Source organism: uncultured Paracoccus sp. (genome assembly GCF_947487305.1).
Lineage (GTDB): Bacteria > Pseudomonadota > Alphaproteobacteria > Rhodobacterales > Rhodobacteraceae > Paracoccus.
Window position 1 is genome coordinate 1 of sequence record NZ_CANKWH010000032.1, and the last position, 19,616, is coordinate 19,616.

The following is a 19,616-nucleotide window of genomic DNA, read 5'->3' on the forward strand; positions in this document are numbered from 1 at the left end:
GCAGCGCGACTGACAAGCTCGGCCCGCCGGTGAGCGCGAGGCCCGTCGTAAGCTACACCACGCCGCGGGACATCATCCCACTGGGCCATCGTCTCGTGACTAGAAAGTCAATTTCGGCGGCCGATCTTACCGATGAGCGTTTCATATCGCTTGGATGGGAGGATCGATTTCGGCATCTGATTGACCAGGTCTTTGAAACCGCGACGGTCGCACGGAAACTGGTGATCGAAACGCCGCTTTCCGAGGTCGCATGCTCGTTCGTTGCCGGGGGCGCGGGCGTATCGATTGTCGATCCGTTTACGGCCCAGGAATTTGCTGCACGCAAGGTCCTCGCGGTACGCCCTTTCGCCCCTGGGGTGCCATTTCATATCTACCTTCTTTGGCCACGCTTTAAGGAACGCTCGGAGATGGCGATTGCGTTTGCAAGACATCTTAGAGTTGCGATGTTTGCAGAGGGCGAGCCCATGAAGAGCGCCGTCGTCCAGACCGAGGCAAGTGGGCGAGGTGCTCGAACGCCTTAGAAGCATCGGCTAGCAAGCGACTACTCAACCGGCTCACCGTCCCCAATAGAAGCCCAAGAGATCGAGCTCCGCTCATGCGGCTGCGACGTTATCGTTCAGGAACACGGATCCGGCGCGTCTCGCGCCCGACCGGCCTGTCCAAGCTGCTCCGAGAGACCAACGCCGGTGACTCATAGTCGTACGGCTCGATCGCTTGGCGCGATCCGTCAGCCATCTGCTCGAGGTCATAGAGGATCTAACCGCGAAGAACGCGCACTTTCGGTCGCTGCAAGATCCGATCGCCACGTCGACGCCGCAGGGAATGTTCTCTATTCAGGTGCTCGGCACCGTTGCGCAGCTCGAACGAGCACTGATCTCCCAACGAACAATGGCCGGCATCAAGGCGGCCAAATCCAAGGGAAAGCTGCCCGTCAATCCCGGCATGCGGGAGCGGCGTCCCGAGGCGCTGGCTGAGATGACCGCAGCGCAAAGAACGGCCTACGGAGAACGCGTGCGGGCAACGGCCAATCAATGGCTTCCTACCGTTCGGCGCATGCGGCCGGATCACACCTGGGACGACATCGCCCGCGTATTGAACCAACGCGGTCTCGACTGGACGCCGGAGCGTCTTCGCCGCGCCTTGAAATGGATGGTCGCGGAGCGGATGGCCGATGCCGCATTGCTCCGCAAATCCCCTCCCCGCCTGCCCGAGGATCGGTTGATGACACTGGTCGCAGGTATCCATTCGTCGAACCCGAACCTGACGCTTCGAGAAATCGCGACCCAACTCGAACGGTTGCACGAGCGCACCCCACGCGGCGGCTCCAAATGGTCGCCCTCGTCCGTGAAGAACCTCATCGACCGTGCCCGCCGATCGGCACTGATCGCCAGTGCCAGCGATACAACAGCTCCTCTCACCGGGTAACATCGCCACAGTCATCGCGATTTCGGCCTCTGCAGGCTCTTCAACAGCGAATCCGAAACCTGCAGGCGGTCTCCAGCTTCAGCATCGCCGTACGATCGACCACCATCCTTCTTATCAACGGGCCTCACAGACGACGTGAAGCCGCGAATGCTGGACGTTTGCGATTGTGAGCCATGCGGAGCCGCCTCTTGAAAAGCCGACGCGCAACCGATGTATATTGAGCGTAGTCGAGAGCGCTGATCCGTCGGTGCGTTGAACGATTGTTTCACTCGGCTTACCGAATTCGAGCGGGCCGCATGCGGTCCGCTTTTTCGTTTCAGGGGGATTCGTTGCATCTACTATATCTCGACGAGTCTGGTCACTCGCATGATCCAAGCTCCGACTTCTTTTATCCTTGCCGGCTTTAGCATATTCGAGCGCCAAACGCATTGGCTGGAAGCCCAGATAGATCCTGTAGCGGCGCGCTTTAGCTCAACCAATCCTCGAGAAATCGAGTTCCATGGAAACCCAATGCGCTCGAGCAACGGTACCTGGAAAGGTGGAGGGTTCTAAAAACCTCTGGTTTTGAATGCGTGTCCGTGATTCCATTCGTTTTGGCGTTTTGGGGGATTAGACATGGATCATCCGGGTTTCTTCGACATTGATGAGCGTCTGGCTCGACTGAGCGGGCTCGGCGATCAGTTGGAAGCGTTCTCGCGGGCCGTCGATTTCGAGTTGTTCCGCCCTGAACTGGAGGCTTCTCTTTCCTACAGTGACGGCACCCGTGGTGGCCGACCGCCCTTCGACCCGGTGATGATGTTCAAGATCCTGGTGATCCAGACAATCAACACGCTGTCGGACGAGCGCACGGAGTATCTGATCAACGACCGTCTTTCCTTCATGCGCTTTCTTGGTCTTGGCCTGTCGGATCGGGTGCCGGACGCCAAGACGATCTGGCTGTTCCGGGAGCGGCTGACGAAGGCCGGCGCGATCGGCCCGCTGTTCGAGCGCTTCGATGCGATGCTGCGTGACGGCGGCTATATCCCGATGTCCGGCCAGATTGTCGATGCCTCGCTGGTGGCCGCGCCGCGCCAGCGCAATACGAAGGCGGAGAAAGCCGACATCAAGGCGGGGAAGATACCGGAAGCCTGGAAGGACAAGCCTGCGAAGCTTCGCCACAAGGACCGCGACGCGCGCTGGACGGTCAAGTTCACCAAGGCCAAGCCGCAGGAGGATGGCACGATACCGGCCGTCGATCTCGCCATTCCGGCCTTCGGCTACAAAAACCACATCTCCATCGATCGTCGCTTCCGGCTGATCCGGCGCTGGAAGGCGACGGACGCGAGCGCGCATGACGGGGCCAGGCTACGCGAGGGCTTGCTGGATCGCAGCAACACTGGCTCCTCTGTCTGGGCGGATACCGCATACCGCTCAGCCGCGAACGAGGCCTTCATGGACAAGAACGGCTTCGTCTCGAAGGTCCACCACAAGAAACCGCCGCACCGGGAGATGCCTGCGCCAACCCGGCGTGCCAATGCCGGGAAGTCCGTGATCCGCTCCCGTGTCGAGCACGTCTTCGCCGACCAGAAATCCCGAATGGGGCTCTTCATCCGCACTGTCGGAATCAAACGCGCAGAGATGAAGATCGGCCTCGCCAATCTCGTCTACAACATCCGCCGCTTCATCTACCTCGAACGGATTAGCGCGACTTGACGTGCGCATCATGCATGATGCGCACCCTTGCGGCCTGACGTCAGTCAAAGAAAGTCGCCACCGAAACCGATTGTCATTGGAAAACAAGACAGCGAACCCCAAACAGCCAGTTCTTCGATCTCTCCAGCTGATGCCGGCCACACCCGGTCAGGTGAAGCACGTCGAAACCCTGCGGGATCTGATCTGGCACTTCTACAAGGCGCTGAAAGCCTATCGGCGAAGGCCTGATCCCCGTGCAGCCCTGGGTCTGCAGGTTCGCTTCGACCGCATTTTCTCCATCCGAACCGGCTATGACGATCTCAACAGATTGCTGTTTCGGTTGAGGCGCCGCAAGCCGGAACTGCTGCGGGTTCTTGAGCGGCTCGAAACCCCGCTCCACACCAATGCGTCGGAGAGGGATCTGCGCGGCTTTGTCATCAAGCGCAAGATTTCCGGAGGCACGGTCAGCCACAACGGGCTGCAGGCGCGAGATAGCATGCTGGGCCTTTCGAAGACATGCCAGAAGCTCGGCCTGTCGTTCTGGCACTATCTCGGCGACCGGCTGGGGATCTGCACATCGCACCCAGCCATTCCTCCGCTGGCCACCATGATTCAGCGGGAAGTTTAGGTTGATGTGTTTCGGCGGGATCGGCGAGACGAACCACTTGTCATAGATCTTGTTGAAATCGCCGGAGGCCATCAGCTTCGAAAGCACGCCGTCGACCGTCTGCTTGAACTCCGGGTCATCCTTGGAGAACATCAGGCCGTAATAGGTCTTGTCATACTGGTCGGAGAGGAAGGACAGGTCGTCGGGCTTGGCGTACTGCGCCTTGAGGCCCGCCAGAAGGATATCGTCCTCCATGAAGGCGGCGGCGCGGCCGGAGGTCAGCATGAGGAAGGATTCGGCATGGTCCCTCGCCTGGACGACGTTGAGGCCGAGGTCGTCCTTCTGCGAGATGCCCTGTGCAATGGCGACCGCGTTCGAGCCCTGCGTCACAACCACGGTCTTGCCCTTGATATCGGCGGCCGACTTCAGGCCGCTTGCAGACATGGTCAGCCAGGCCGGCTGGCTTGCAAAGGTCGAGACGCTGAACATCACCTGCTCGAGGCGCTTCTTGCTGCTGGAGGTGCCGCCACATTCGATATCGATCGTGCCGTTCTGGATGAGCGGGATGCGATTGGACGAATTGACCGCGACGAGATTGACCGCGAGCGTCTCGCCGGCATGCGCGGCGGAGACGGACAGGACCGTCATCGCGGTCGCGGAGAGGAATGCGAAAATCTTGGACATGGGAAACCCTCTGGTTTTTTGATGAAGTTCACAGTTCATTTCTTGTTTTTGTTGGGACCACGCGGTTGTCCGCGTGGTCCGTCAATGCTCAGGCGGCTTTCGTCGGCTGGTCGGACACCGCACCGCGCTCCTTGACCACCTTCAGGAAGCGGTCGACGTCGGCCTCAGTGTTGAACATGCCGAGCGAGATGCGGATACCGTCGCGCTCGGGCGAGACGCGGACCTCCTTCGAAGCGAAGTAGCCGAGCCAATTGTCCGCGGGCAGTGCCGCGACATAGATGTGCGGTGCGCGATGCTCCCGCTCGCGCGGGCCGACCAGCTTGACGCCGAGCTTGTCCAAACCCGCGATGAGGCGATCGCCGAGATCGAAGCAATGGGCGCCGATCTTCTCGATACCGACCGAATTGATCAGATCGAGGGCCGCGCCGAGCGCCTGGATCGCCGGCAGATTGAAGTTGCCGAGTTCGAACCGGCCGGCGGTCAGCGCCGGAGCCATGTCGTCCGGGCGCGCGATGAAGTCCGCCGGCGGGCGCTCGAGGCTGATCGCGGCCAGATAGGCCGGCTCCAGCTCGGTGCGCGTGCGATCCCAGTAGAGAAGTCCGAGGCCCTGCGGGACGAGAAGCCCCTTGTGCGTTCCGGAGCCGATGAAGGTGGCCCCGACCTTTTTGGCATCGATCGGCACGACGCCGACGGCCTGCATAATGTCGAGAATGTAATAGAGGTTCTTTTCCTTGCAGAGTTGGCCAACGCTTTCGATATCGAAGCGATGGCCGGCGTGGAAGGTGACATGCGACATCGAGATCGCCTTGGTATTGGCGTCGATGTGCGGACGGAAACTCTCGGCGTCGATGGTTTCCGTCATGGGGATCACACGAATCTCCACACCCTTCTTCTTGAGATTGAGGAAGGCGTAGGCGTTGTTGGGATGATCGCCGTGGATCATCAGGACGTTGTCGCCGGCCTTGAGCGGCAGGGCATTGGCGGCGATGTTCATCGCCTCGGAGGTGTTCTTGGTGAAGGCGATCTCTTGCGGAGCTGTATTCAGGAAGGCGGCCACCTTGGCGCGGGTCTCTTCCAAGCGATCGAGCCAGACCGATTTCGGACCGGCGGTCTCGAAGCCTTCCCTGATGAAAGTTTCTAGAGCGTCCCTCACCGGCCGCGACATGGGCGTCTGGAAACCAGAATCGAGGTAGGTCATCTTCTCGACGGCAGGAAACAGCTTCCTGATTGCCTCGACGTCATAGTGGTGCGTCATCATTCTCTCCGGTTTGAACAGCCGGCGGCATTCGCCGCGAGCCGAAGCGCGTCGTCCCCATCCATCGCGGATGGCTCGAAATCCTGTTCTCAGAAATCAGCAGCCATGCGCTGCGGAACTCATTGCCTTGCAGCGATGTCTAAATGATATGCGAGAAATCGCGGGCGTCCATATCGATTTCGTTTAATGAGTATATTTCATTCCGAAAAATGATAATTTGCCAGTCGGCAATAAAAGGCTTGAAGATCGTCATACTTCCGGGGAGTCGCTGTCCGCCTGAAGAATTGTCTCAGACAATAGCTTTGCGGCACGGGCCAGAGGATCACGGAACCGCTCCAATTCCTCAAAACTCACGCGGGCGGCTGGGACGGATACGCCCAAGCAAGCAATGAGGGTGCCGTCAGGCGCGAGAATGGGAACAGCGCATCCAACGACGCCCTTTACGAATTCCTCGTTGGTTCTCGCCCATCCGTCCGTTCGCGTCTGCTCAAGTACAGTGAGGAGTTCGACCGGATCGGTGATCGTCCGGTCCGTGTGCTGCTCCATGTGGAACGAGCGCACGAGCTTTTCACGCGCCTTCGCCGGCAGCAGGCTCATGTAGATCTTGCCAGTCGAGGTGCAGTAGAGCGGCGCGCTGCTGCCAGGGTCGAACTGAAGTGCTTGGGGGGTGGTGGCGCGGACGCTGTCGACATAGGCCACGACGTTGTTTCGGACGATGCCGATTTCACACTGCTCGCCGATCTCGGCGGCAACGCTCTGCAGCACAGCGTGGCGTCGCGCCGTGCGAAAGGCCGAGCCGATGGTTTTGCCAGCTAGCAAAACGAGCGCGTTTCCGACGACATATCGCTTGGTGCCCGGCGCGCGCTGAACCAATCCTCGCGCCTCTAGGTTCCCCACCAGGCGATGCGCAGTTGGCAATGGGAGATCGAGGTTTTTGCCAATCTCAGCGACGGTGACCGCCTTCAACTGCCCGGCCACAAACTCCAGGATAGAGAACGCACGATCGAGTGGCCCATCTTGGCTCCCATGAACGGTCATGACGCGACACCTCACAATCCATTCCGAATATCGGAACAATTTAGTTCGAATTTTGATCGAAGTAATCTATGCGATTTCTTGCTGAGATTCCAATATAGAACTCTGATCAAATCGCCGCTGCCGCAGAGTAATCGAGCTGACCCGCTTCGCCGTTTGTAATGCTACTGCTTCATGAACAGACCACGGGTCCCTGGGCGAGATGGCTTCATGCCAATTCGTGATTGGTTTTTTCGCTTCTAAACGGTGGCTGAAAAGTACCCCCTCGGAACTCTATTTGGCATGCTGCCGCGAACTGTGGGGTCCGGGAAATACAATGTCCTGATCAACCAGGACGTTGAATTTGTATCCCGGCCGGATTTCCAGCGTCGGCTGAACGTTGAGATTCCGACTGATCGTTTGTTCTGCGACGCGGCCAAAGCTCTCCGCGAAATTCCGTCTTGCCGCATCGGACGCCGTATCCTGCGTGGCAAGCGTCGAACTCTCCGGCATGGATGCGTCAATCCCTGTTCCAATTAGCGCGATGAGCGCCGCTGACCCGAATGTTCTCCAATAGTGGTTGTTCGCTTTATCGCGGAAGCCGCCATACCCCTGGGCATCGGTCCCCGCCATGCCGCCGATCTGAAGTGTCGAGCCGTTCGGGAAGATGATATCCGTCCAAACGACGAGCACCCGACTTTGGCCAAACGAAACCTTGCTGTCGTAGCGGCCGAACAGCTTCGTTCCTTGCGGGATCAGGAGGCGATGGCCTGTGGCTGAATCGAAGACATTTTGGCTGACCTGAGCGGTGATCCGCCCCGGCAGATCGGAGTTGATACCGGTAATCAGCGTCGCCGGGATGACCGAACCCCGCTTCAGTTCGTAAGGCGACTGCTGTGGCACGACACGGTTCGGCAAATAACCCACCTCCGTCAGGTCGGAATTGAAGAAATCCTCCTTCTCGCGCTGGCCATTGGGGTCGGCATTGGCGCCGCCCAGACCCGCACGCAGCGCAGCCGCGTAGAGGTCCGATGCCCCGCCGGTTAGCGATGGCGATATCCCGGCGGTTGTCGTGGCAGCGGTGTTGGGCATGTCGCCTCCCCGGCCCTCGAATCTGCCGTGGTCGACGGTGATCGGCGCGTCATATGCCGCGTCATTCGCCTGAAGCCGAGCCATCCGCTGTCGTTGCAACTCGCGCAGATATTGCTCATCCTGCTCCCGCTTCAGGCGGGCTCGCCACACCTTTTCAGGCTCCAGCTCCTGGGCTGGCTGCACCGCCTCTCGACGCTCGGGTTGCGGCGTGAACGGGTTGGTCGCGCTTTTCTCATTCGTCTCGACAGGGGTTGGCTGAAGCGTCGTCGTTTGCTGTGGTTCGCCGATGATCGCGTCGCCGACGCCGCGCTTGAGCTGGTCGGCGAAAGTCGATGCCGGATTGCCGGAACCCTCCCCCGGTCCAGTGTCCTGGCGGACCAGCAGTCCGCGCGTGGTGAGGCCATAGAAGATGACGCCGAGAAATGCGATGACCAGCACGATCACGATGATGATCGGCAGCCGATTGACCCGCCGGATACCGGCCTCGGCGCTTTCGTTGGGCGCGCCGCCAAGTTTGAGGGATTGCACCATCGTCCCCTCCCCTACCCGCGCCGCATCACGGAAAGCGGGCTTGCCGGCGACGCTCCTTGCCCTGTCACGGAATAGGCGCGGCCGATCTCCACCCCTTTGGTCGATAGCCGCGCGAGTACCTGACCCTCGAACGGCTCGACCACATAGGCGAGCGGGATGACTGCCGTGCCGCCGTCGGTCTCTTGGTCGGTGACCACGGCGTAGCCCCAACCCTTCAGCGCCGACTCCATGGCCTGCCCGAACGGCGAGCCGTCCTGTTTCAGCGCGATGGTTCCGGTCGCCGGTCCGACATGTTCGGCAAGGCGGCTCACCATGTCGGTCGCGATTGCCGTGGCGGCCGCTCCGGAAATGTCCCCCGGAGCATTGCTGGCGACCAGGCCACCCGGACCCAGGCTCTGGCAACCGGAAAGGAGAAGGGCGAGCCCAATGGCAAGGCCGAGGCTGCGGCCGGGGCGGAGGTCAAAGATTCTCATCACCATCCTCCCCGCCGGATCGTGACCTTCTCCTGCTTCCAGCCGACGCCGGAGACGAGTACCGCCTTGTCGACGTTGTAGTCGACGATCATCATGTCGTTCTTCATCCGATAATTGACGATACGGTTCTGGCCACCGGAGACGACGAAGAGCACCGGCGCGTCCTGACCGGAGATAGAGCGCGGAAACTGGATGTAGGTTTTGACACCGTCGCTGTAGACACGGCTCGGCCGCCACCTGGCCCTTCCCGAAATCGAGTAGCCGAATTGCAACTGCTCGGCCGGCACCCCGGCGCCGGGGATCGTGCTCGCTTCCATGCGAGCGTTGACGTCGGCGAGTTTTGCGGAGACGTCCTCTGTAAACTCGAAGCCTACCCTCGCCATATATTGCGTCTGATGCGACTTGAGCTGGATGTGGTAGGTGCGGCGCGAGGTGGTCACGACCATCGAGGTCACAAGGCCCGGCTCCGAAGGCTTGACGATGAGGTGCACCGCCTGGCCGCCGGCCGCCCCCGAAGTCGCGGGCTCGACCTTCCAACGCACGGTGTCGCCCACCAGCACGTCGCGCACGACCTCGCCGGCCTGGAGCTCGATATCGCAAACCTGAAGCGGCGAGCACACGACAGAGGGCTGGATCTCGCCGTAGAGAAAGACAACCTTTCCGTCCGGGCCTTTCGTGACCAGGCCGCGGCTTCCCCGCCAGCGACCCGAAATTCCAGTTCCCTTGGCTTCGTTCGCCGACAGGCCTTGCGCGAACGCCCGCGGTACTTCGCCTAAAGTTGCAAGCTGGATCGCCAATGCGATCGCGACGGGCGCGGCCACCCGCGATGGTGATAGTCTGCTTCTCATGTTCGTGTGCATGCCTCTCAGAGCTGGGCCGTCCAGTCGAAATCGCGGAGATAAAGGCCGATCGGGTTGAAACGGAGAATGGCCTCGTCCTGCGGAGGCGTGAGCGTGACGGTTGCGATGCCGCGGAACCGCCGGACGGCGGTTTCCTTACCTTTGCGGTCGCGCTCGAATTCGGTCCAGTCGATCTGGTAGCTCTGGTTCGACAGCGCCACGATGTTGTTGACCTCGATGGCGACCGTCGCCGTCTTCGCCTTCTCGAACGGTGACGAAGACTGGAACCAGGCGTTCACCTTCTCGGTCGCCGGATCGGAGGTTCTCAAGTGCGCGTAGGTTCGGTCGATGTATTGCTTCTGCACCACCGCATCCGGCGTGACGCTCCGGAAATTCGACACGAAACTTGCAAGCGTCGCCCTGACGACGCGCGGATCGGCATATTCGATCTGCTCCGGGAAACCCGCGCTCGAAGCCGTGCCGAGCTTGTCGACTTCCACGATATAGGGAACGAGCTTGACCTGCGTGCTCTGGAAGAGCGCGTAGGAAAAGCCGATGACAGCCATGACCATGCCGGTGATGCCGACGATCCGCCAACCGGCCGCGGCCTTCACGTATGAGCCATAGCGCTCGTTCCACTCCTGCCGTGCGGCAAGATAGGGATTTTCGGGGGCGTTGCCTGTCGCCATTACCGAACGGTCTCCTTATTTCTTGTCCTGGATTGCCGGCGGCACAGGGTTGGAGGATGATCGCCCATGGGACCGGCGGCTGTCGTCGAGCTTTGCGTTGGCCAGCCCCAGCAGCGAACCGGCATAAGCGCCCGGTGAGGCGATCGCCTTGTCCTTGGCGGCGGAGGCCGTGGCCTTTCCCGCGCTGCCGATACCGGAGGCCATGCCGCGCAAAGCTGCCCCCATCAGGGATGAGCCGCCTGCCCGAGCCGTGCTCGCGGTCTGCGTCCCTTTCGCCGCGGCGCTCGCGCCGAGAAACGCGCCCCCGGCTGCGAAGGTCGCTGCCTGCGCGCCATGCCGAATGGCTTCCATGCCGCCTGCGATCGACGCGCCCTGGACAACACCCTGCAGGATCGGCGGGACGTACATCGCGATCACGAACACGACCACCGAGATTCCGCCGATCGCCAGCGTCGTGATGAACTGGTCAGAGGTCGCCGTCGGTGCCTCGGCAAGGCCAAGCAGGATGTCCGAGCCGATCTTGGCGATCATCACCAACCCCATCAGCTTCATCCCGACACTGAAGGCGTAGACCAGGTAGCGGACCGCGAAATCCTTGGTGAAGGACGAACCACCGAGGCCAAGCATGATCATTCCGGCAAGGAGGCCGACATACATCTCGACCATCACCGCGACGAAGATCGCCGCCACGAGCGAGAACGACACGACCACGACGACCATCGCGAACACCGCGGCGATGGCGAGCGCGTTGTCCTCGAACAGTCCAAACTGCACCTGTTCCGACATTTTGGAGGCCACCCGGATTCCCGCGTCGAAGATGTTTGCCGGGGACGCTGAGCCGCCGCCGGCGCCGAGCTGGAACAGGCTGTCGACGATCGCCTTGGCGAAGGAAGGCCCTTGGTCGAGGATGAACGCGAACAGGCCGATGAACATGATCCGCCGCACCAACTCGGCGAACCACGCGTCAAGGCTCGCCGCATTGATGGCGAGCCAGACCGCGGCGATGCCGATTTCGATGCCGGCGAGTATCCAGAACAGGGACCGCGCCGCATTCATGACCGTCGTCTCCCAGCCCTTGGCGGCGGTGACGACGGAGTTTTCGAGCGTGGTGAGAACCGTGCCTTGCTGGGCCAGTGCCGGGGCACTCGCAAGAAGGAAGATGGCGATAACGATGAAAACGACCTCGAGGACCCGCGACGGGCGTACAATTACCATCGCGGCCTCATTTCCTGTCCGCCACGGACGTCGCGCTCAGGGTCGCCGCCGAAGAACCGTGTCCGGTGCTCCCGTCGTTCGGCGTCCGTTTCGGGCTGCGCGGCTGTTGGCGTAACAGCGGTGTCATCCTGCGGTACGACCGGCAGGAACATCCAGGCCGCGACGCTCGCCGCAGTAACGCCGACAATGATCACGGCTATGATGACAAAGCGGCTCACCAGCGCGGCTCCATCGTCTGGCCGCCGCGGATGTCATTCTGGGGCGCGCTGAAAAACCTTTCCCGCCGCGCCTGGGCGAGGTCCTTCTGCGCCTGCTCTGACTGATACCAGGTTCCCATCATCGTCATCTGCTGGGACACCAGTCCCCGCAGCTTTTGCATCTGCGCCACTTCCTGCGCGGCGATCTCGTGCCCGACCTGCAGCGCCTTCATCTGCCCGTCGGCCGATTCCGACATCGAGCGCAGCGACGACATGGTGGATTCCTCACTTGAGAACTGGTCGGCCGTCAGGTTCGCGGCTTTGAGCGTCCCAGCGATCGTGTCGCGATTGGTCGTCGACCAGCCCTGGTAGGTCGAGGAAAAGCTCGCTCCATCCGGCAGATTGCTCTTCATCTCGGCGAAGCTCTGGAAGCGGTGCTTCAGCACGTCGTCGATGTTGCCCATGGAGAAGGCGACGCCCTGCCCCTGGGCGACGACGTTCTGCAGGTTCTTCAGGTCGTTCTCGACCTGCCCCCAGACGTGATTGGGAAGCTGAGCGGTGTTCTGGAGCATATTCTTGTAGATGTTGAGCTGGTTCTGGATCTGCTCGGCCAGCTGCGAAATCTGGGTGATCTGGTTGTTCACCTGCTCGGCCGACTTGCCGACCAAGCTGACAAGCTCGGCATTGTTCGCAAGCTGCGTCCATTCGGTCGCCTGCCCCGTCGCCCCGCCGGCGTGAACGGGCATCGGCAGCGAAAGCGTGAGAATGCTCGCTGCGATGACAGCGGCGCGTGCCGCCTCACATGGCGGATAGAAGCGTTTCGGCATCGACAATCCCTCGTTGTTGGAGCCATTCGAGAGGCCAGCCGGCCCCATGTTCTGAGTGAAGCGCGCGAATCCGCTTCAGGTCTTCCTTGCCGGAAGCGCCGACGAAGGAGAGCGCCACGGGTCCAAGCGCCATGTCGAACAGCCGCCGGCCCTCCGGCGAAGCGACGTAATATTCCCGCTTCGGCAGGGCCGTCGCGACGATTTCGATCTGTCGTGCGTTGAAGCCGATCCGCTCGTAGAACTCGCGCGTGCCCGGCTCGCGCGCTGCGCCATTCGGAAGGCAGATTTTCGTCGGGCAACTCTCCTTCAGCACATCGATGATGCCCGAGCGCTCTGCGTCCGAGATCGACTGGGTTGCGAGCACGACGGCGCAGTTCGTCTTGCGAAGCACCTTGAGCCACTCCCGGATCTTGTCGCGGAAGGTCGGATGCCCGAGCATCAGCCAGGCTTCGTCGAGCACAATGAGGCTCGGTGCCCCAGTCAGGCGTTTCTCGATCCGGCGGAACAGATAGGTGAGCACGGGCACGAGGTTGCGCTCGCCCATGTTCATGAGTCCCTCGACCTCGAAGCATTGGAAGGCGCCGAACGACAGGCCGTCCTCCTCGGCGTCGAGAAGCTGTCCCATCGGCCCATCGACCGTGTAGTGATGCAGCGCATCCTTGATCTCGCGCATCTGGACGCCCGAAACGAAATCCGAAAGCGAGCGGCCGCGGGATTGCGCCATCAGCGCGATCTGCCGGGAGACCGCGTTGCGATAGTCGGGCGTGACGGTCACGCCCTGGAGCGTAACCAGCGTCTCGATCCATTCGCTCGCCCAGGCACGATCCCCTTCGCTGGAGAGTTCGGCCAGCGGGCAGAAGGCGAGCCCCCTCCCCTCCCCGCTTCCGGACGCACCATCGGTAGGATCGCCGCCGATCTCGTAATGATCGCCGCCGAGGCCAAGCGTCAGCGGCAACATCGAGCGCCCCTTGTCGAAGGCAAACACCTGCGCGCCTGCGTAACGCCGGAATTGCGCGGCGATGAGCGCGAGCAGCGTCGACTTGCCGGAGCCGGTCGGTCCGAACACCAGCGTGTGTCCGACATCGTCGACATGCAGGTTCAGCCGGAAGGGTGTCGAGCCGCTCGCGACCTGCATCAGCGGTGGGGCCCCGGGTGGGTAGAAGGGGCACGGCGCCTTCGGGCTTCCCGACCACACCGAGTTCAACGGTATCAGGTCGGCGAGATTGCGCGTGTTGATCAGCGGCTCGCGGATATTGGCATAGGAGACGCCAGGCAGGCTTCCGATGAAGGCGTCTGTGGCGTTCAGCGTCTCGATCCGCGCGCCGAACCCCTCGGCCTGGATCAGCCGGCGGATCGCCTCGCACTTTTCCTGAAGACGCACCTGCTCCGTAGGATCAGCGGCGCGTGCTGCATGAACAGCCACTTCATCGCCTTCATGGGAATGCCGGGCGCAGCCCAGGGCGAGCAATAGCCAAAGGAGACCTCGCCGGCATTGGCGAAGCTGGTCTCCAGCGCCGGGCCGGGCTGGCGGTCGATCACGGTGACGTCATGACCTGCCTTGGCAAGCTGATAGGCAGAGGTCACACCAATGATGCCGGCGCCGAGAACGATGACTTTCATGATTTTCCTCGACTATCAAAAGGATAGGCGCGTGCGCGAAGCGATTTGGTTTGTCAGGGGGAAGGCGGCTCCTGGAAACCAGGAGCCGCCTGGCAGGGGATGGGCGCGAAGCCACCCTATGAGACTATGAGGTCTATCCCATACGCTCGGAAACGTAGGAACCCGGCGACGGTGGGAAGACGATGGTCTTGTTGCCATTGATGAACACGCGACCATGGATATGGGCGTGGATGGCACGGGCGAGCACCTGGCTCTCCACGTCGCGGCCGAGGCTCACATAATCGTCGGCGCTCTGCGCGTGGGTGACGCGCACCGTGTCCTGTTCGATGATCGGGCCTTCGTCGAGGTCGGCGGTCACGTAATGCGAGGTCGCGCCGATCAGCTTCACGCCGCGCTCGAAAGCCTGCTTGTAAGGGTTTGCACCCTTGAAGGAGGGCAAGAAGGAATGGTGGATATTGATGATCCGGCCGGACATCTTCCTGCACATCTCGTCGGAAAGGACCTGCATGTAGCGCGCGAGCACGATCAGTTCCGCGCCGGCCTCCTCGACGATCCGCATCTGCTCGGCTTCGGCTTCCGGCTTGTTATCCTTCGTCACCTTGATGTGATGGAAGGGAATATCGTGGTTCACGACGAGCTTCTGATAGTCCGTATGGTTGGAGATGACGCCGACGATGTCGATCGGCAGTGCGCCGATGCGCCAGCGATAGAGCAAGTCGTTGAGACAATGGCCGAAGCGCGAGACCATGAGAATGACCTTGCGCTTGGCGGTCTCGTCGAAGAATTCGGCGTCTGCCGCATAGGTCACGGCGATCTCGGCAAAGCCCGCGCGCAGGTCCTCCAGCGTACGGCCTTCCTCGGACTGGAAGCTGACGCGCATGAAGTAACGGCCGGTGCTCTTGTCGTCGAACTGGGCGCTGTCGGAGATGTTGCAGCCGTTGGCGGAAAGATAGGTCGCGATGGCGGCGGTCACGCCCCGGATGGAAGGGCAGGCAACGCGCAGGGCATAGCGGTTGGAAAGAGCGGACATTGGCGATCCTTTCGGGTCGATCAGTCGATCGTGACGGAATGCTGGCGGCAGAAGGCCGTCAGCGTATTGGAGAGAAGGCACGCGATCGTCATGGGGCCAACACCGCCCGGGACGGGCGTGATGGCCGCGGCGTGTCCGGCTTCGTCGAAAGCAACATCGCCGACAATGCGCGATTTGCCGTCCGCCTCGATGCGGTTGATGCCGACGTCGATGACAACAGCGCCCGGCTTGATCCAGTCGCCGCGCACGAGGCCGGGCCGCCCGGCCGCGACGACGAGAATATCCGCGGCCCGACAAAGCTCCGGGGTGTTCTTAGTACGGGAATGGACGACGGTGACGGTGCAGTTCTCGGCAAGGAGGAGCTGTGCCATCGGCTTGCCGACGATATTCGATTTGCCGATGACGACGGCATGCAGACCCGAGAGGTCGGAGCCGAGCCGGTCCTTCAGCAGCATCAGGCAACCAACCGGCGTGCAGGGGACCAGCGCCGGCTGGCCGGTCGAGAGGCGACCGGCATTGGAAACATGGAAGCCATCCACGTCCTTATCGGGGTTGATTTCCTGGATGACCGCATGGGTGTCGAGATGGGCGGGGAGAGGCAACTGGACGAGAATCCCGTGGACTTCCGGATCGACGTTCAGCCTATCGATCAGCGCCATTAGCTCGTCCTGAGAAGTATCGGCGGGGAGCTCGTACTTGAAGGACTGCATGCCGGCCGCGATCGTCTGACGATGCTTCGAACCGACATAGACTGCGCTCGCCGGATCGGCGCCGACGAGAACGACGGCGAGACCCGGAGTCTTGCCGGTCTTCTCTTTCAGACTCTCGACCTCGAGCTTGATATCAGCAAGCAATCCGGCGGCAAATTGCTTGCCGTCAATGATGGCACCAACGGCGACCCTGTCCATTCCCATATCCATCCCTTTCTCGGCGCCCGGAGTGCGGAACGCTGGACTGCGCCCGAAATTGTTGTTCTTCTCCACGGAGGCGCCACGCCATGTCATGGCGTGGCACTTCATTGAATATGCAGTGGTGACGCGGATCTTATCGGCCGTAGACCGGGAAGGTTGCCGTAAGCCTGGCCACCGTCGCCTTGGCACCCTCGACGACGCCGTCCGCATTGCCTGCAGCTTCCGCCTCGATAAGGTCGGCGACGACGTTACCTAGCACCCTGAATTCTTCTTCCTTCAGGCCGCGTGTCGTCGCGGCCGAGGTGCCGAGGCGCATGCCCACCCATTCAGCGGGACGAGGGCTATCGCCCGGGATGGGGTTCTTGTTTGAAGTGATGTTGCCGCGCGCCAGCACGTCTTCGACCTGCTTGCCGTTGAGGCCCTTGCTGGAGAGGTCGAGCAGCACGATATGCGTGTCGGTGCCACCGGAAACGATACGGATACCGCGATTGGCCAGCGTCTCGGCAAGCACCTTTGCATTCGCTTTTACCTGATGCGCATAGGTCTTGAAATCGTCGCGCAGTGCCTCGCCCAAGCAGATCGCCTTGGCCGCGAGCACGTTGCTATGCAGCGATCCCTGCACGCCGGGAAAAACGGCGGCCTGCAGCTTCTTGAACCATTCCTCGTTATTGGTGAGGATGAGACCGCCGCGCGGGCCGCGAAGCGTCTTCGTGGTCGTGCAGGTGACGATATCCGCATGCGGGAACGGGGAGGGATGGGCGCCGCCGGCGACCAGCCCGGCGATATGCGCCATGTCGACCATGAAATAGGCGCCTACCTTCTTTGCGATTTTTGCCATGCGCTCGAAGTCGAGCTCGCGCGGATAGGCCGAGCCGCCGGTGATTACGAGCTTCGGGCGGACTTCTTCCGCGATGCGCTCCATCTCGTCATAATCGATGACTTCGTTCTGCGGGTTTACATTGTAGTTGTGCGCCTCGAACCAGCGGCCCGAGAGGTTGCCCTTCATACCATGCGAGAGATGACCGCCGGCGGCGAGGTCGAGCGACAGGACTTTTTCGCCCGGCTTCATCAGGAGGAAGAAGACGGCAAGGTTCGCCTGGGTGCCGGAATGCGGCTGGACATTCGCATAGGCGCAGCCGAAGAGCTCCTTAGCGCGGTCGATCGCCGCCTGCTCGACGACATCGACGAACTGGCCGCCGCCGTGAAAACGGTTGCCCGGATAGCCCTCAAGCGTCTTATTGGTCATTTCATGCCCGAGCGCGTCGAGAACGGCACGGCTGACGATGTTTTCCGAGGCGATCAGTTCGATCTGGTTCTGCTGGCGGGCGCGTTCATTGTCGAGCGCCTGTGCGACGATCGGGTCGCATTCGTGCACGGGCGCATTGAAATGGGCGTTCGTTTGTTGGGTCATGACCTGTCTCCCGGAGATAGCGCGGATTGATGTTTCCGGGAAATGCTAGCCGTGCATTCGTTCCAGAAAAAGTTAATAATATTTGCCCATTCGTTCTGATCTGCTAATGATTTCGCAGTCATCTAAATGGAGGGTTTGTGATGGACTTCGCTCGTCTGCGCGCACTGAGAGAGCTGTCGATAAGAAAGACGATGGCTGCCGTGGCGGAAGCTCTTTACGTTTCGCCATCGGCGGTGTCGCAGCAAATCGCCCTACTTGAAGAGGAGGCGGGCATAGACCTGATCGAGCGTCGCGGTCGTGGGGTCGAGCTGACGCCTGCCGGAAAACAGCTTGTCGAGCGGGCCGAGCGCATTCTGGTGGAACTAGAATCGGCGCGAGCAGATATCGCGGAACTGAAGAAGGTCATTGCCGGAGAGTTGCGTGTCGCTGCATTTCCGTCCGTTGCCGCGGCATTGGTTGCGGGCGCGATCCACGACCTTCACCGGCTCCATCCACGATTGACTATACAGTTCGACGAAATGGAACCAGCGGAGAGCCTGGCGGCCCTTCGCAGTTGGCAGACCGATCTAGCGATTATCGACGATCTCAATGTCCCATCGGGCGCGTTGGATCCGAACATCGAGACAATTCCGCTGATGGAGGACGTCTTCAATGTGATGGTCTCCCAGACGCATCCACTCGCCAATCAGCCAACCGCCATGCTGCACCAGCTTAGAGACGAACGGTGGGCTCTCGATACGGCCTCATCGACCTATAACCGCATGATTTCCGATGCCTGCCAGGAAGCGGGCTTCACGCCAAACATCGTTGCTCGTTGCAAGGGTTTCGAGGTGACAATCGCGCTAATTCGGGAAGGATATGGGATCTCCATTTTGCCTGGTCTACGAGCGAGTTATGATCTTGAAGATGTTTGGGTTTGCAAGCTTGTGCCGGAGATCCGGCGCAAGATCTCTCTTGCGTTTCGAAAAGGTGAAAAGAAAAGTCCAGCCGTGCAGGCCTTCATCGGTAAGGTCAACGAGCGGGTTGGTGCGAAGCGCCGTCCTCCCTCTAATCTTGACGATACTCCAGGGGGCGCAAACATCTGAAACGATGCTACGGCAGCGGTCTATGCAATTCGGTACCGGGAAAACAAACAGATTTTCCAAATGGTACGTAAAGCAGAATTAAGTAGACCTGAACAAATTACGTTCCTATCGTTCCCCCGTCGATTGATATGGGCACGCTGATCGAGCAGTCGCAGCGACCTTAGGCTAACGGCGGGAACATCAGCTTCAGAACGGCAAGAGCCGCTGTTGCCCTATCGCCCATTCACATCTCGGCAAGAACGGCCGTCCTTCGTATCCACGTAGGCACTCGCGATAGAACAGGGGAATGCGATGAAATTCACAAAGTTACTGATGGCCGGCGCCTTTGCTGGTCTCGCTCTCGTTGCGAGCCAGGCTTCGGCCTCCGTACTCGATACGGTCAAGGAGCGTGGCACGCTGAACTGCGGCACGGACAATACGGCGCCAGGCTTCGGTTATCTCAATACGACGACCGGGCAAATGGAGGGTCTCGACGTCGATTTCTGCAAGGCCGTCGCGGCGGCGGTTCTCGGCGATGCCTCCAAGGTCAAGTTCGTCACGGTTACCGACAAGAGCCGCTTCGACGCAGTCCTGACCAACCAGGTCGACGTCGTTTTTGCCCACACCACGATCAAGCCGGCGCGGGAGTCCTCAATCGCCATCGATTTCCTGCCGATCAATTTCTACGACGGCACGGGCATCATGGTGAAGACCGAATCCGGCGTGACCAAGTTCGACGATCTCGATGGCGCCACCTTCTGCACGACGCAGGGCTCCGTAACCGAAACTGTTCTCACCAGCGCTTTCAAGGCGCGTGGCTGGAAGAACTCCAAGGTCCTCACCTACGAGAACCTCGAAAAGCTGTTTGCCGCGCTGAACGCCGGCCGGTGCAACGCCATGAGCACGGACAAGTCGGCGCTCGCGGCTTGGGCAGGCAATTCGCCGAAGCCAGCCGACTACCTGATTCTGGCCGACACGCTCGACGGTGTTGTCACGTTAAGTTTCTCTGGCCGGAAAGGCCAGGGGCTCGTAGATATTCAGGCGAAACAGGCCGCAATTTT

19 protein-coding genes and 2 pseudogenes are annotated in these 19,616 nt (G+C 60.9%); 6 read left to right on the forward strand and 15 right to left on the reverse strand.

The features are described 5' to 3' along the window. The 4 genes from Q1A36_RS19930 to Q1A36_RS21500 all read left to right on the forward strand — a co-directional run. Nucleotides 1-521: LysR substrate-binding domain-containing protein (locus Q1A36_RS19930; protein ID WP_299847710.1), on the forward strand; the 521-nt coding region annotated here is incomplete at its 5' end. Between the two features lie 172 nt (nucleotides 522-693). Continuing rightward, nucleotides 694-1,425, forward strand: a complete 732-nt coding sequence (locus Q1A36_RS19935) for a recombinase family protein (RefSeq protein WP_299847742.1) — start codon at nucleotides 694-696, stop codon at nucleotides 1,423-1,425. Between the two features lie 615 nt (nucleotides 1,426-2,040). Further along, nucleotides 2,041-3,117 carry an IS5 family transposase gene (locus Q1A36_RS19940; protein WP_299847712.1) on the forward strand — a complete coding sequence of 359 codons (1,077 nt, stop codon included), beginning with the start codon at nucleotides 2,041-2,043 and terminating at the stop codon, nucleotides 3,115-3,117. Nucleotides 3,118-3,247: 130 nt separating this feature from the next. Then, nucleotides 3,248-3,724: a transposase gene (locus tag Q1A36_RS21500; RefSeq protein ID WP_366141614.1), complete on the forward strand. Its 477-nt coding sequence runs from the start codon at nucleotides 3,248-3,250 to the stop codon at nucleotides 3,722-3,724. Nucleotides 3,725-3,766: 42 nt separating this feature from the next. Here Q1A36_RS21500 and Q1A36_RS21505 read toward each other — a convergent pair. The 15 genes and pseudogenes from Q1A36_RS21505 to glyA form a co-directional block, all read right to left on the reverse strand. Continuing rightward, nucleotides 3,767-4,426, reverse strand: a pseudogene (locus Q1A36_RS21505) (amino acid ABC transporter substrate-binding protein); the annotation flags it as partial. A gap of 49 nt (nucleotides 4,427-4,475) precedes the next feature. Next, entirely contained in the window at nucleotides 4,476-5,642 is a 1,167-nt protein-coding gene (locus Q1A36_RS19950; RefSeq protein ID WP_299847716.1) for an aminotransferase class V-fold PLP-dependent enzyme, read from the reverse strand. Between the two features lie 249 nt (nucleotides 5,643-5,891). Beyond that, on the reverse strand, nucleotides 5,892-6,680 hold the full coding sequence (locus Q1A36_RS19955) for an IclR family transcriptional regulator (RefSeq protein WP_299847718.1): 789 nt from the start codon (nucleotides 6,678-6,680) through the stop codon (nucleotides 5,892-5,894). A 270-nt stretch (nucleotides 6,681-6,950) separates the two neighbouring features. Beyond that, nucleotides 6,951-8,279: an IncP-type conjugal transfer protein TrbI gene (gene trbI, locus Q1A36_RS19960; protein ID WP_299847720.1), complete on the reverse strand. Its 1,329-nt coding sequence runs from the start codon at nucleotides 8,277-8,279 to the stop codon at nucleotides 6,951-6,953. 11 nt (nucleotides 8,280-8,290) lie between these two features. Beyond that, nucleotides 8,291-8,752, reverse strand: coding sequence for a conjugal transfer protein TrbH (gene trbH, locus Q1A36_RS19965; protein WP_299847721.1), 462 nt, complete (start codon nucleotides 8,750-8,752; stop codon nucleotides 8,291-8,293). After that, nucleotides 8,752-9,573 (reverse strand): P-type conjugative transfer protein TrbG, encoded by an 822-nt coding sequence (gene trbG, locus Q1A36_RS19970; RefSeq protein WP_299847722.1) that lies wholly within the window; start codon nucleotides 9,571-9,573, stop codon nucleotides 8,752-8,754. The genes trbH and trbG overlap by 1 nt, the downstream gene beginning before the upstream one ends. Before the next feature lie 44 nt (nucleotides 9,574-9,617). Next, a complete protein-coding gene (locus Q1A36_RS19975; RefSeq protein ID WP_299847724.1) occupies nucleotides 9,618-10,280 on the reverse strand; it encodes a conjugal transfer protein TrbF in 663 nt (220 codons plus the stop codon). A 15-nt stretch (nucleotides 10,281-10,295) separates the two neighbouring features. After that, complete coding sequence (gene trbL / locus Q1A36_RS19980) at nucleotides 10,296-11,495, reverse strand: P-type conjugative transfer protein TrbL (RefSeq protein WP_299847726.1); 1,200 nt, start codon at nucleotides 11,493-11,495, stop codon at nucleotides 10,296-10,298. Further along, on the reverse strand, nucleotides 11,489-11,713 hold the full coding sequence (gene trbK, locus Q1A36_RS19985) for an entry exclusion protein TrbK (protein ID WP_299847728.1): 225 nt from the start codon (nucleotides 11,711-11,713) through the stop codon (nucleotides 11,489-11,491). The genes trbL and trbK overlap by 7 nt, the downstream gene beginning before the upstream one ends. Continuing rightward, a complete protein-coding gene (gene trbJ / locus Q1A36_RS19990; RefSeq protein WP_299847730.1) occupies nucleotides 11,710-12,519 on the reverse strand; it encodes a P-type conjugative transfer protein TrbJ in 810 nt (269 codons plus the stop codon). The genes trbK and trbJ overlap by 4 nt, the downstream gene beginning before the upstream one ends. Then, complete coding sequence (locus Q1A36_RS19995) at nucleotides 12,491-13,900, reverse strand: hypothetical protein (RefSeq protein ID WP_299847732.1); 1,410 nt, start codon at nucleotides 13,898-13,900, stop codon at nucleotides 12,491-12,493. Before Q1A36_RS19995 ends, trbJ begins: the two co-directional genes overlap by 29 nt. 5 nt (nucleotides 13,901-13,905) lie before the next feature. Then, a pseudogene (locus Q1A36_RS20000) lies at nucleotides 13,906-14,139 on the reverse strand (FAD-dependent oxidoreductase); the annotation flags it as partial. Between the two features lie 133 nt (nucleotides 14,140-14,272). Continuing rightward, the gene (purU, locus tag Q1A36_RS20005) at nucleotides 14,273-15,169 is read right to left on the reverse strand and encodes a formyltetrahydrofolate deformylase (RefSeq protein WP_299847734.1); all 897 of its coding nucleotides are present in this window, start codon (nucleotides 15,167-15,169) and stop codon (nucleotides 14,273-14,275) included. A 20-nt stretch (nucleotides 15,170-15,189) separates the two neighbouring features. Beyond that, entirely contained in the window at nucleotides 15,190-16,077 is an 888-nt protein-coding gene (folD, locus tag Q1A36_RS20010) for a bifunctional methylenetetrahydrofolate dehydrogenase/methenyltetrahydrofolate cyclohydrolase FolD (RefSeq protein ID WP_299847744.1), read from the reverse strand. A 136-nt stretch (nucleotides 16,078-16,213) separates the two neighbouring features. Further along, complete coding sequence (gene glyA / locus Q1A36_RS20015; protein ID WP_299847736.1) at nucleotides 16,214-17,491, reverse strand: serine hydroxymethyltransferase; 1,278 nt, start codon at nucleotides 17,489-17,491, stop codon at nucleotides 16,214-16,216. 140 nt (nucleotides 17,492-17,631) lie between these two features. Here glyA and Q1A36_RS20020 point away from each other — a divergent pair, with 140 nt between their 5' ends. Both Q1A36_RS20020 and Q1A36_RS20025 read left to right on the forward strand, forming a co-directional pair. After that, a complete protein-coding gene (locus tag Q1A36_RS20020) occupies nucleotides 17,632-18,576 on the forward strand; it encodes a LysR family transcriptional regulator (RefSeq protein ID WP_299847738.1) in 945 nt (314 codons plus the stop codon). 291 nt (nucleotides 18,577-18,867) lie between these two features. Beyond that, nucleotides 18,868-19,616, forward strand: a 749-nt coding sequence (locus tag Q1A36_RS20025) for a transporter substrate-binding domain-containing protein (protein WP_299847740.1), incomplete at its 3' end; no start/stop codon positions are given.